The sequence below is a fragment of the Ramlibacter sp. genome (assembly GCF_050250995.1).
Classification (GTDB): Bacteria; Pseudomonadota; Gammaproteobacteria; order Burkholderiales; family Burkholderiaceae_C; genus Ramlibacter.
The window spans coordinates 85,220-97,651 of record NZ_JBFWNP010000015.1 but is presented as its reverse complement, the minus strand read 5'-3'; the positions used below and the strand labels follow the sequence as shown (position 1 = coordinate 97,651).

14 protein-coding genes are annotated in these 12,432 nt (G+C 68.1%); 2 read left to right on the top strand and 12 right to left on the bottom strand.

The genetic code is table 11. The features are described from left to right. Together acsF and puhE are read left to right on the top strand one after the other, a co-directional pair. Window positions 1-583 (top strand): magnesium-protoporphyrin IX monomethyl ester (oxidative) cyclase (acsF, locus tag AB7E83_RS12605; protein WP_428569883.1); only part of this gene is annotated, 583 nt, incomplete at its 5' end. A 41-nt stretch (window positions 584-624) separates the two neighbouring features. Continuing rightward, window positions 625-1,395 (top strand): putative photosynthetic complex assembly protein PuhE, encoded by a 771-nt coding sequence (puhE, locus tag AB7E83_RS12600; RefSeq protein WP_428569880.1) that lies wholly within the window; start codon window positions 625-627, stop codon window positions 1,393-1,395. A 19-nt stretch (window positions 1,396-1,414) separates the two neighbouring features. On the opposite strand, the gene pufC is transcribed toward puhE, so the two are convergent. The 12 genes from pufC to AB7E83_RS12540 all read right to left on the bottom strand — a co-directional run bounded on the left by pufC (window position 1,415) and on the right by AB7E83_RS12540 (window position 12,397). Next, window positions 1,415-2,533: a photosynthetic reaction center cytochrome PufC gene (gene pufC, locus AB7E83_RS12595; protein WP_428569877.1), complete on the bottom strand. Its 1,119-nt coding sequence runs from the start codon at window positions 2,531-2,533 to the stop codon at window positions 1,415-1,417. Beyond that, window positions 2,530-3,507, bottom strand: coding sequence for a photosynthetic reaction center subunit M (gene pufM / locus AB7E83_RS12590; RefSeq protein ID WP_428569875.1), 978 nt, complete (start codon window positions 3,505-3,507; stop codon window positions 2,530-2,532). The genes pufC and pufM overlap by 4 nt, the downstream gene beginning before the upstream one ends. A 24-nt stretch (window positions 3,508-3,531) precedes the next feature. Further along, window positions 3,532-4,356 carry a photosynthetic reaction center subunit L gene (pufL, locus tag AB7E83_RS12585; protein WP_428569872.1) on the bottom strand — a complete coding sequence of 275 codons (825 nt, stop codon included), beginning with the start codon at window positions 4,354-4,356 and terminating at the stop codon, window positions 3,532-3,534. 75 nt (window positions 4,357-4,431) lie between these two features. Further along, complete coding sequence (gene pufA, locus AB7E83_RS12580; RefSeq protein WP_428569871.1) at window positions 4,432-4,629, bottom strand: light-harvesting antenna LH1, alpha subunit; 198 nt, start codon at window positions 4,627-4,629, stop codon at window positions 4,432-4,434. Between the two features lie 10 nt (window positions 4,630-4,639). Beyond that, window positions 4,640-4,864, bottom strand: a complete 225-nt coding sequence (locus tag AB7E83_RS12575; RefSeq protein ID WP_428569869.1) for a hypothetical protein — start codon at window positions 4,862-4,864, stop codon at window positions 4,640-4,642. Between the two features lie 22 nt (window positions 4,865-4,886). Next, complete coding sequence (pufB, locus tag AB7E83_RS12570) at window positions 4,887-5,039, bottom strand: light-harvesting antenna LH1, beta subunit (RefSeq protein WP_428569866.1); 153 nt, start codon at window positions 5,037-5,039, stop codon at window positions 4,887-4,889. Between the two features lie 127 nt (window positions 5,040-5,166). Then, on the bottom strand, window positions 5,167-6,645 hold the full coding sequence (gene bchZ / locus AB7E83_RS12565) for a chlorophyllide a reductase subunit Z (protein WP_428569864.1): 1,479 nt from the start codon (window positions 6,643-6,645) through the stop codon (window positions 5,167-5,169). Between the two features lie 19 nt (window positions 6,646-6,664). Further along, a complete protein-coding gene (gene bchY / locus AB7E83_RS12560; protein ID WP_428569861.1) occupies window positions 6,665-8,239 on the bottom strand; it encodes a chlorophyllide a reductase subunit Y in 1,575 nt (524 codons plus the stop codon). Window positions 8,240-8,252: 13 nt separating this feature from the next. Beyond that, complete coding sequence (locus AB7E83_RS12555; protein ID WP_428569859.1) at window positions 8,253-9,269, bottom strand: chlorophyllide a reductase iron protein subunit X; 1,017 nt, start codon at window positions 9,267-9,269, stop codon at window positions 8,253-8,255. Then, entirely contained in the window at window positions 9,266-10,204 is a 939-nt protein-coding gene (gene bchC / locus AB7E83_RS12550; RefSeq protein ID WP_428569857.1) for a chlorophyll synthesis pathway protein BchC, read from the bottom strand. The genes AB7E83_RS12555 and bchC overlap by 4 nt, the downstream gene beginning before the upstream one ends. A gap of 84 nt (window positions 10,205-10,288) precedes the next feature. Continuing rightward, window positions 10,289-11,485, bottom strand: a complete 1,197-nt coding sequence (locus tag AB7E83_RS12545; RefSeq protein WP_428569854.1) for a methyltransferase — start codon at window positions 11,483-11,485, stop codon at window positions 10,289-10,291. A gap of 18 nt (window positions 11,486-11,503) precedes the next feature. Then, window positions 11,504-12,397 carry a polyprenyl synthetase family protein gene (locus AB7E83_RS12540; protein ID WP_428569852.1) on the bottom strand — a complete coding sequence of 298 codons (894 nt, stop codon included), beginning with the start codon at window positions 12,395-12,397 and terminating at the stop codon, window positions 11,504-11,506. Window positions 12,398-12,432 lie beyond the last annotated feature (35 nt).

Here is a 12,432-nt window from a genome sequence, read left to right as displayed (position 1 = left end):
CATCTTCTATGCCACCTATCTGTCCGAGAAGATCGGCTACGCGCGCTACATCACGATCTATCGCCAGCTCGAACGCCATCCGGACAAGCGCTTCCACCCGATCTTTCGCTGGTTCGAGCGCTGGTGCAACGATGAATTCCGCCACGGCGAATCCTTCGCGCTGATCATGCGGGCCAACCCCGACTTGCTCCGGGGCGCCAACACCCTGTGGATCCGCTTCTTCCAGCTCGCGGTGTACGCCACCATGTACGTGCGCGACCACGCGCGGCCCGAGCTCAATGCGGCCATGGGCCTGGACGCCACGGAGTACGACTACACGGTGTTTCGCATCACCAACGAGATCTCGCGCCAGGTCTTTCCGGTGACGCTGGACATCGACCATCCGGAGTTCCGGGCAGGTCTGGCCCGCCTGCTGGACCTGTCGCGGCGCATCGAGCGCGCGCGCGCACGCGGCGGCCTGGCCGGCCGCCTGGCCAGCGCGGGCCTCGCCCTGCGCGGCGCGCTGACTTTCGCGCGGCTGTACCTGCTGCCGGTCAGGCGACACGCGCTGCCGGCGCAGGTGCGCATGGCGCCGGCGTGGTGATACCGGCCGCGATACGGCGCAACGAAGCTCCGTGAGCCCCCGTGGAGCGGCACGTCCTTCCCCTGCTCTTCACGCTGCTGCTCTGGTGGTTCAGCACCGGAGTCATCCTGTACCTCGACGGGCTGCCGCGCCGCACGTTCAAATGGACGATGCTGGGCGCCACGTTGCTGCTGTTCGCCGCGCTCGCCGGCCTGGCCGCCAGCAGCGCGAGCACCTCGGTGGCCAGTGCCTATTGCGCCTTCACCTGCGCGGTGGCCGTGTGGGCCTGGCAGGAAGTCGCCTTCCTGCTCGGATATGTCACCGGGCCGCGACGCACCGCAGCCACGCCCGGGTTGGCCGGTTGGGCGCGCACGCGGGAAGCGCTCGGCACGGTGATCCACCATGAAATCGCGCTGCTCGTGCTGGGCGCCGCGGTCCTTGCGGCGACCTGGGGCCAACCGAACCAGACCGGCTTCTGGACGTTCGCCGTGCTATGGGCGATGCGGCAGAGCGCCAAGCTCAACGTGTTTCTCGGCGTACGCAATCTCTACGAGAGTTTCCTGCCGGCCCACCTTCGCTACCTGCACAGCTACTTTCGCCGCGAACCGATGAACCCGCTGTTTCCGGTTTCGGTCATCGTCTCCACCGCGGTGGCCGTGCCGCTCTGGCACGCCGCCTTCGCGCCTGCGGCCAGCGCCGCCACGGCGACCAGCCTCAGCCTGGTGGGCTCACTGCTGGCGCTCGCGATCCTCGAGCACTGGTTCCTGGTCCTGCCGCTGCCCAGCGAGAACCTGTGGAAGTGGGCGATGCGTTCACCGCCCACGGACCGCTGAGCCTTCCGACCGGAACTGTTTAACGCGATGCCGACGCCGCCGGTGCCGGTGCCGGTGCCGGTGCGGCGGGTGCCGCCGCAACGGCCACCGCAGCGGCCCCCGCGCTGGCCGCCGCCGCGGCCGGCATCGCCGGGCCGGGCCTCGCGAGTTCGGGATGCGACTGCAGCATCTTCGCGCCATTGAGCGGCTTGTACGCGCCCTGGTGGCAGGTGGCGCAGTTGACCTTGGCCACGTCGCCATTCGGACCCAGGCGCTCCTTCGGGAACGTCGACGTCAGCGGCTCGAGATAGCTCACGTTCAGGTCGCGTGCAAGCCGGATGCCGTGGTAGGCGGTGACGCGCTGCGGCGAGCTCGACTCCCAGCTGGCGAAGGAACGCGAGTTGTGGCAATAGGTGCAGTTCACGCCCAGCGAGTCGGACATGTGCATCATCATCCCGTAGGTCCACTCGGCCTGCTTGACCGAGGCCCGGTTGCCGGTCGGCAGCGCGGTCGGCCCGATCACCCGCGAGCTGAGGCTCTGGGAAATGAAGGGCGTGAACGGATCGTTGGGCAGCGAGGCATAGGCCACCGATTCGGCCGGCGCGTTCTGTCCGCCCTTGTTGCCGCTCATGCGATTGCCGGGCTTGGCGCCTTCGGCCGTGAACCACACGCTCGGCGGCACGGGGTTGCCGCGGTGGCAGGTGTAGCAGGTCACGCCCGTATCGGCGACGTGGGTCTTCCAGTCGGTGTTGATGTGCTGCGTCATCTGCAGCATGCGACGCGCGACCACCTTGGCGTACTTGCCGTCATCGGCGAAGTTCGCGGGATTGTGGCAATACGTGCAGCCTTCCTTGGGCGCGACCCAGGCCGTGATGGCCGTCATGTTGCGCGCGAATTCGCCGATGCTCAGGTGTCCGAGCACCTTGACGTTCTGGTAGATCTGCCCCGCCTTGGGTCCGTCCGGCGAAGCCGGATCGAGCGCCGCCGGCATCGCCTGCCCGGGCGCCTGCTCCGCCAGCAGGCGAGGGTTGTAGACCTGCTCCATGCCGGTTCCCCGGTAGCCGCTTTGCACCGAGAGCACGGGCGGGCGCTCGCAGCCGGACAGCAGCGCTGCCGCGCCAAGCACCACATACGAGACGAAACGATGGCGAGCGTTCATGGCTTGATACCCATCAAGGCGGGGTCGGCGACCGCAGGAAAGACCGACGGATACACCGGGGCGACGCCGTGCTTGACGGCCCACAGATACCAGTTGTCCACGACCGTCCCGGTCAGCAGGATGCCGATGCCGCCGGTCAGCGGGCACAGCACCGCGAACCACCAGGCCCAGATGTGGATCGACTCCATCGTCGCGTTCCAACCCATGGTCCAGCGCCAGAACAGCGCCGCGCGCTCGGTGGCGGTGCCGCGGTCCACGATCTGTTCGATCTCCCGATCGCCGCCGAAACGGCTCACCGCCAGGATCGTGGCGCCGTGCATCGCGAACAGCAGCGTCGCGCCATACAGGAAGGCGATCGAAAGCATGTGGAACGGGTTGTAGAACAGGTTCCCGTAGCGGATGGAGAACGCCGCCGTCCAGTCCAGGTGCGGGAAGATCCCGAACGGCACCGCTTCGCCCCAGCTGCCCATCAGGATCGGGCGGATGAAGCCCAGGCACAGCATCAGCCAGATCGCGGCCGCGAAGGCCCAGGCCACGTGCGTGCCCAGGCCCAGCGCCTTGGCGCGCCGGTACATGCGCACCCACCACAGCAGCACCGACGCCGTCATGAAGAAGCCGGCCATCAGCCACCAGCCGCCCTCGTTGAGCGGCGGGAACAGCGTGAGCCCATACGCAGGGGGCGGCGGCTCCAGCCCGAGCCAGAACAGTTGCCGCACGAACTGGATCGGGTCCCAGTTCACCGAGGCGAGCATGTTGAGCCCGACGATCTCCAGCGCGATGAAGAAGCAGAGTGCGGACGCAAGGCCCCACCACCCCAGGTAGATCGGCCCGATCTGCGCGTCGCCGATGCGGCCCAGCAGGTGGCTGTGCAGCGGCGGCCCGATCCGCTCGCGTCCGCCGTCCGGGACGGGCACGCCGGCATAGGCGGGCGCTGCCACCTGGACCTGGGTGAAGAGATTCTGGTACTCAGCCATGTCGTTCTCCTTGCATGCGGTCCATCAGCGCCACACCGGAAGGTTGAGCCACCAGGTCCACCACTCCGGCCACCCGCGGGTCCAGAACGGTCCGCTGATGACGATGCAGATCGCGCTCCAGAACGCGGCGGACAGTGCCAGGAACAAGCCCAGGCGGTGTACCCCCAGCGTGCCGATCGAGTACCCGATGGCGTCGCGGAAAAAAGTGTTCTCGTGGTCGGGCGTCTTCACCGGCTCGCCCGGTCCGGGGTTGGTCGCCGAAAGAATCAGCGCGCCATGCAGCGACAGCGCCAGCGTGGTGGCGAAGAAGAAACTCACCGCCAGCATGTGGGCCGGGTTGTAGTGGAAGTGCAGGTACTGGTATCCCGTATTCGAGACCCAGTCGAGGTGGCTCATGATCCCGTACGGAAAGCCGTGTCCCCAGGCGCCCATGAGGACGGGGCGAATGATCACGAGCGTGACGTAGGCGAAGATCGCGAATCCGAAAGCGACGGGCACGTGGTAGCCGATGCCGAGCTTCCGGCAGATTTCCACCTCGCGCAGCGCCCACGATATGAAGGCGCCCGTCGCGCAGAAGGTGATCAGCTGCCAGAGCCCGCCCTCCTTGAGCGGCGCAAAGGACAGCCCGTATTTCAGATCGGGCGGCGCGATGCTGATCTGCCAGAGGTTCCAGGTCGGCCCCTGCGAGGCGCCCCAGACGATCAGCAGGGTGCCGATCACCGCGAAGAAGATGGTGGTGATGCCGAAGAACCCCACCCAGAAAGGCCCGACCCAGAAGTCGAACAGATCGCCCCCCACAAGGGTGCCACCGCGAACGCGGTACTTCTTTTCAAAACTGAGCATGGCCATGTCGTGTCCTTCCGGGGTGCGCAGGATGGACGGCGCGCCGAAGCGCCGCCGTCCCGTAGGGCTGCAGCGCGCGGCCTACTTGGTCGCCGGTGCCGCTGCCGGCATCGAGCTGTTCTGCGAGGCGGCCTTCGCGGCGTTGCGTCCGCCGTCCAGCCAGTTGAACCTGTCCGTGCTGAGCAGGATGAAGTGAATCACCAGCGCCAGGATGAACAGGAAGGTGAACAGGGCGACGAGCACCCTGCGCGGATCGAAAAGAAGCCAGATTTTCCACATGGTGTATTTCCTAGGTTAGGTGGGACATGAAGCTGTAGACAGCCGCCTTCACTCCACCGATCAACGATTTCTCACTCTCGGCACCGGGCAACCACGAGCGCCAGCGCCAGTTCAACAACTCGGCGACGAGCGCAACGCCGAGCAGCACCACGAAGCCCACCACGAAAATGCCGCGGAAGACGCGGGCGTCGCTCCTGAGCATCTGCGGAGTCCAGGCTTGTGTTGCGCGGTCCATGGCGTTCACCTTGGCCGCACCGTCAGAGCCAGGGGCGCCAGTACCAGACCAGGATGTGGGCCACGACCGCGATGGCGGTGAAGCCGATGAAACTCGTCACGAAAATCCCGTGGAATTCCCGCGCTTCCTGCTCGGTCAAGCCGGACAACGAGCCTGTTCTTTCTGCTAAAGCCATAAATGAACCCTTAGATCAATGGCCTCTCGGCCGCCACCGCGCAACGCCCGCGCGGCAGGGCACCCGCGGCGACTGCCGCGATGTCTGGCGAGTCCGGCGCGCTGGCGCCGGGAAATTCGATGGGTCTTCATGCGACCTCTCCGTGCCGCAGCGCGCGACGCGAGCGCTCCACCCGCTGCGCGGTGATCCGCGCTTCGCCCGCGGCATGCGCATCGCGCTCGGCCCGGTCGCGCAGCCGCTTGGCCGCGGAAATCTGCACCAGCACCGGCTCGGTCTCCACGAATTCGTCCAGCAGCGTCCGGGCATCCTCGTCCCAGGGCCGGGTGTGCTGTTCGCCGATGCGCACCGGGGTCGGATCGACGCGGTCCAGGTCCGCGGCCGTCGGCAGGATGTGGAACAGCGCATCGAACAGCGCGTTGCAGAACTCCTGGAGGATGTACGTCGCGCCGGCATAGCCCATGAACGGCGTGCCCGTGTGGCGCCGGATGATGGGCAGCGGGAAGGACGCCGGGATGAAGGTGGCCTTCATCATTCCCCCGCCGCCGCACTCGGCGAGGTACATGCGCTCGTTGTAGCTGCCGTAAAGCACGAGCGGGGTCTTCTCGGCCACCAGGCGACGCACTTCGGCGTTGTCGGTCTTGGCGCCCGCATGCCGGGCCACCGCGAAGTTGCAGGGCATGCCGAGCTCCTCTTCGAGGAAATGGCGGATGCCGCGGGTGTAGGTCTCGTTGGCGACCACGGCGAAGCTCGCGGTGCCGAAAAAATCCTGGGTGACCGAACGCCACAAGTCCCAGACCGGCTTGATCGTGCTGTGCTTCTCGCACTCGATGAAGGGCTCCGGGTCGAGTCCGAGCAATGCGCCCAGGCTGCGCAGGAACTTCGTCGTGCTGTGCAGGCCGATCGGCGCCTGCAGATAAGGCCGGTCGAGGGCCTCGCACAGCTTCCGGCCGAACTCCCGGTACATGCAGATGTTGACGTCGGCCTCGACCAGGCGCGAAACATCCGCGAGGTGGCTGCCCAGCGGGAACACCATGTTGATCTCGGCGCCGATGCCCTGCACCAGCCGGCGGATCTCGGCCAGGTCGCTGGGTCCGTTGAAGGCGCCGTAGCTCGGACCGATGATGTTGACGCGCGGCTTCTCGCCCGCCGGCCGCTCGGCCAGCGGCTTGCGCGCCGGCACATGCTTCAGGCCGTACTCCGACCACAGCCAGAACATGGCGCGATCCGCGCATTGCCACTGGTCCTCGTCGATCGTCCGCGGCAGGAAACGCTGGATGGTGGTCCCCGAGGGCGTCACGCCGCCGCCGATCATCTCGGCGATCGAGCCCGTGACCACGACCGAGGGGAGGTCGGGATCGAGCGCCGCGTGCGCGCGGCGCATCGAGCCTTCCGTGCCCTCCCGACCCAGCTGCTCCTCGGCCAGCCCCGTGACCACGATGGGCAGTTCGTGCGGCGGCAGCGCGTCGGTGTAGTGCAGCACGGACGTGACCGGCAGGTTCTCGCAGCCCACGGGGCCGTCGATCACGACCTGCAGGCCCTTGATCGCGGTGAACACATACACCGCGCCCCAATAGCCGCCCGCGCGATCGTGGTCGAGCACTAGCATGCGATGCGTCCCGTGCCGCTCATATCATCTCCTCGGCCTTGCGCTTCTTGAGCATCTTCTGCACTTGTCGACGGGTGTCGGCCTTGAACTCCGGCCGGTCCCGCGGCACACCGTTCGATGCTTCCCAGACCCCCGCGGCGTGGCCCGCCCCGGTGTCGCCGAAGAAGGCCTTCATCTCGTCGAACCGCGCCTTGGTGCCGATGGCGGCGTTGATCACGGTGCCCAGCGAGCCGGCGCCGGCCGGCCCCATCAGCGGACGCGCCGAAATCAGGTTGGTGAAGTAGAGGGCGGGGATGCAGCGCTCCTTGGCGGCCTGCACCACCGGCGTGGTGCCGATGGCGAGGTCCGGCGTCCACTCGTGCATTGCCGCGAGGTCCTGCTCCAGCGACGCGCGGAACTGCACGTGCACGCCCCTGGACTCCAGCCACTCCCGGTCCGCGTCGCTCCAGGCGGTACGCGGGCAGGCGGTGCCCACGTAGCGCAGATCGGCGCCGCTCTCCACCAGCAGGCGGCCCACCAGCAACTCCGAGCCTTCGTAGCCGCTGAGCGTGATGCGGCCCTTGATCGGCGCCTTCGCCAACGCGCCGCGGATGGCCGGCAGCATCATGTTCTTGACCGCATCGATCTTCGCCTGCGGCACGTTGACGGCGCTTCCGATCGCCTGCAGCCAGGCTTCGGTGCCGTCATGGCCGACCGGCGCCGAACCGACGACGGCGCGGCCCGCCGCATCGAACTCGCGGATGCTGGCGGTGTAGAAGGGATGGATGGCAGCCACGGCCGCGCAATCGAGCGCCGCGTACAGCTCGCGCCATTCGCGCGTCGGTACCACCGGCCCCGCGGCCAGGCCCATCGGCTCCAGCATGCGGCCGATGATCACCGGGTCGGCCGGGAACATCTCGCCCAGCAGCGTGATCGTCGGCTTGCCCGAAGCGCCGGTGCGCGGCGCCTGGACGGGCCCGGCCTCCACTTCGGCGCGCGCATACCTGAGCATCGCACCGGCCAGCACATCCTTGGCTTCGGCATGGGTCGGCACGCCGAAGCCGGGCACGTCGATGCCGATGATGCGCACCCCGTTGATGTCTTTCGGCAGGATCTGCAGCGGCACGCCGCTGGCCGTCGGCACGCACAGGTTGATGACGACGATCGCGTCGTAGCGCTCGGGGTCCGCTTCCTTGTGCACCGCCTCGCGGATGTCCTCGAACAGCTTGCCGGTGACCAGCGTCTCCGAGTTGAACGGGACGTAGCCCACGCTGCGGCGCGCCCCATAGAAATGCGAAGTGAAGGTCAGGCCGTAGACGCAGCAAGCCGACCCCGACAGGATCGTTGCCGTTCGCCGCATGCGCAGGCCCACCCGCAGCGCGCCGAACGCCGGGCACATGCTTTGCGGCTGGTCGTGCGGGCCGGTCGAAGGCGCCACGGGATAGTCCCTGGCGTAGCGCTCCAGCGTTTCCGACTTGCCGGCCGCCTTGGCCGCTGCCAGCATCTGCTCGGCGCCGGCGTGGCAGCCCACGCCATCGCCGCCGGCGGCGCGCACGCTCGACGACGTGTCGCCTTGAACGGTCGCGGCGGCGACGATCGGAATGGTCTTGCTCATTGCGGCGGGTCGCTCAGGCTGCGTCGTAGACCACTTCGAGGGTCTCGCGCTTGATCTCGGTCTTGCCGCACATGTCGAACTGCGTCGCGGGCTCCAGCACCACGTTGCGGCCCACGGTGTCCGCGGAGAACAGTCCCAGCAGCTGGTCCTGGGTCATCGGCTTCGGGCGCACGGGCAGCGAAGTCCCGACGTTGTCGGCGAGCTGGGCGAACAGCGGACCCCAGGGCGAGTCGGGCCGGCCGATGATTTCGTAGCTCGCGCTCTTGCGCCGGATGTCGTCGTTGGCGGGAATCACCGACAGCACCGGGATGCCGACCTGGCCCGCGAACGCCGCGGCCTCGCCGGTGCCGTCGTCCCGATTGATCACCATCCCGGCCACGCCGACGTTGCCACCGAGCTTGCGGAAATACTCCACCGCCGAACACACGTTGTTGGCCACGTAGAGCGACTGCAGGTCGTTGCTGGCGACGACGATCACCTTCTGGCACATGTCGCGCGCGATCGGCAGCCCGAAGCCGCCGCACACCACGTCGCCCAGGAAGTCGAGCAGGACGTAGTCGAAGCCCCACTCGTGGAAGCCGAGTTTTTCCAGGAGTTCGAAGCCGTGGATGATGCCGCGCCCGCCACAGCCGCGACCCACTTCCGGGCCGCCGAGTTCCATGGCGTACACGCCGTCGCGCTTGAAGCAGACGTCGCCGATCGCGACCGGCTCGCCGGCGAGCTTCTTGCGCGACGAGGTTTCGATGATGGTCGGGCAGGCCCGTCCGCCGAACAGCAGGCTGGTGGTGTCGCTCTTGGGATCGCAGCCGATCAGGAGCACCTTCTTGCCTTGCTGCGCCATCATGTAGGAGAGGTTGGCCAGCGTGAAGCTCTTGCCGATCCCCCCCTTGCCGTAGATGGCGATGATCTGGGTTTCCTTGGTGACCGGGCCCGTGGACACCGGCGCGGGCTCGACCGCGGCTTCGGCGCGCAGCGCCATGTTCCGCATCAAGGTGATGGCCGCCTCGGCCGGGATGGTGCTGGAACTCATGAGCAAGCTCTCCAATCGAGAATCATCTTCAGGCAGCCGGGATCGCCGAAAGCCGTGCGGTAGGCATGGTCTGCCTGCAGCGCGTCGCAGCGATGCGTGATCAGTCCGTCCAGGGACAGGCGCCCCGATTCGGCAAGCGCGCGCACGGCATCCAGGTCGGTCGGCTGCCACTGCGCGGCGACGCGGATGCGTGCCTCGCGCATGAAAGCCGGGGGGAATGCAAAGGACAGCGGCGCCTCGTAGAACCCCGCGAGCACCACCTCGCCGCCGGGCGCCAGGCGCGCGATCAAGGTGTCCAGCAGGGCGCTGTCCCCGCTGACGTCGCAAATGCACGCGTAGTCGCGGCGAGCGTCTGCCGCGGGATCGACGACTTCGTAGCCCGACGCTCCATTGCGGCGTTCGGCGTTGGTTTCCCAGACCACCGGTTGCGCCCCCGCCAGAACGGCCAGGCGTGCGATCAATCGGCCCAGCACGCCGTGCCCGACGATGAGGTCCGGTTGCAGTGCGCCAGGAGCGCTGGTCGCATGGAAAGCCGTGGCAGCCAGCGCGAGCAGCACGCCGCGCTCGGCCAGCTGGGGATCGATCCGCAAGGCACGCGCGCCCGGGACCACCAGCTTCTGCGCCGCGCCGCCGAACAGACCGCGCACCGGCCCGAAGCAGTTGGAACCGGGGACGAACACCGCTTCGCCGACACGGCGACCGGAAGCGCGGCCCGCTTCGCTCACGCGACCGACCGATTCATACCCTGGAACGAGGGGGTAGCCCATGCCCGGGAAGGCAGGCATGCGGCCGGTCCAGAGCAGCTTCTCGGTGCCGGTGCTGATGCCGCTGTAGTCGATGTCGACGACCACGTCGGCGTCGCCGGGCGCGGCCAGTTCCAGGCGGCTGAGCACCAGGTGTTCGGGCTGCTCGAGGACGACGGCGAGGGCATTCATGACCATGACCTCGACCGTCGCGCGGCGGATGCGATCACGGACAGGGAACTCATGCGTGTCATCTTAATCTGACTATTGATATCGTCAATCAAGATTTACACCGCCGGTCGCCGGAGGGGCGCGTTTTTTCCGCGCGATCAGGATCTGCGTTTGCAACGGAACGCGCGTCGACAGTCGGCGAACCTGTTCGAAGCCCGCTGCGACGAGCATCTCCGTCAGGCGCTGCGGCGTGCGCGGTTGGCCGCTGCCCATGGCCAACAGGTAAAAGCCGAAGTAGGCGTCGCCCATCGCTTCCGCGCCCGCCGTGCCCGCCATCGGCTCCGCGAGCAGCAAGACCCCGCCCGGCTCAAGCGCCTCGTGAATCGCCGCAAGGAGCCGGCCCGCACCCGCGTCGTCGTGGTCGTGAACGACGCGCACGAGCGTGGCGAGGTCTGCGCCGCGGGGCAGCGGGTCCGTGCGGAAATCGCCGCCGTGGGCTGTCGCCCGCGATGCAAGACCCGCGTCGGCGAAGCAGGCAGCTGCCTTCTGAGAAACGGAAGGCAGGTCGAAGAGCATCAGCCGCAGATGGGGCGCCCGTTCGGCGGCACTGAGGAGAAAACTGCCCTCGCCGCCCCCGACGTCGAGCAGGCAACGGTGACCCTCCAACGCATAGGCATCCAGGATCTCTTCGGCCACGAGCGGCTGGGACGCCGACATCAACGCGGTGTAATCAGCCACCTGCGACTGCGGCAAGGTCCTGGGATCCCCGATGCTCGCGTAGGCCCAGTAGCCGGACAGATGCGTGGTTCGCGCGGACTCGCCGCGCAACAAGGCCACCGGGTCCGCGAGGTCGGCGTACAACGCGGTGTGATGCTCCACCATCGCCGCGAGGGCATGGTTGCCGACCATGGTCGCGCCGAGCACGCCGAGGCCGTAGCGATCCCCGCTGCGCCGCTCGGCAAGGCGAAGCGCATGCGCCGCGGCCAGCAGCCGCAGCGCGGCCGGCTCCGACAAGCCGAGCCGCCGCGCGAGGGACGCGACGGTCCGCGGTCCTTCGGCCAGGATGTCGAACAGGTTCAGTCGGACGCAGGCGAGCAGGACCTGCGAATAGACGAAACCGGCCACGAGGTCGAACAGTTCACCCGCGCGCCGACGCGCGACCGGGCGGGTCAGCGCGAAGAAGGCAGCCCGCTTCTGGAACACGCGGCTCGCCAGCAGGCGATTGCGCCACGCGAACCAGCGGTCCGACCACGCAACGATGGCCTCCGCTGCGTTCGGCTCCGGCTGCACCAGGGCGCTCACGGTCTTCCCGATTGCCGATCAGTTCGCCGCCGCCGGCAGGCGATCGCGCACGGCCCGGGACATGGTCAGGGGCACCAGCCGCTCGGATTCCATGCGCACCAGTTCGCGCAGCTGCGCGGCGCCGTCGCACTCGGGGATGGACGCGCTTGCGTTGGCGATCAGCTGGTTGAAATGATCGAGCGCACCTCCGAGGCCAAGCGCCGCGGCAGCGCTCGGCCGGCCGAGCGCTGCGTCACGACCCACGGGTTTGCCCAGCAACTGCGGATCCGCCACGACATCGCGGATGTCGTCGGCCACCTGGTAGGCCTCGCCCAGCCAGTGACCCAGCCCCTGCCACGGCGCGGGATCGGCGCCTGCGGCCTGGGCGCCGGCGGCCGTGGCCGCCACGAACAATGCGCCGGTCTTGGCGCGCTGGTACACCGTCAGCGAAACCCGCGATTCGGACTCCCACGCCTGCCCGGCGACGATGCCATAGGGCATGCCGACACCGGCCGTGATGATGCGCATCAGGCCCGGCAGGCGCTGCAGCGACCCACCGGCGGCATTGGCCAGGGCGTCGAAGGCCAGGACGATCAGCGCATCGCCGGCGAGCACCGCCATGCTTTCGCCATAAGCCCACTGCACCGAGGCGCGGCCCCGCCGCGTCTGAGCATCGTCGAAGCAGGGAAGGTCGTCATGGACCAGCGAAGCGCAATGCAGCAACTCGATCGCGACGGCGGCGGCATCGGCCAGCACCGGATCGCCATCGCCGCAGGCACGGGCCACCGCGAGGCATAGCTGCGGGCGGATTCGGGCCCCACCGGGAAACACGGCGTGCTGGATGGCGCCCGCCAACTTGGGCGGACAGCCCGGCGCCTCGGTCGTGGCGATCACGGCGGCCAGGGACTGCTCGATGCGGGTGATCGCTTTCATGTCAATCTCTCTTGTCATGCTTAGTGTCAGCTAAT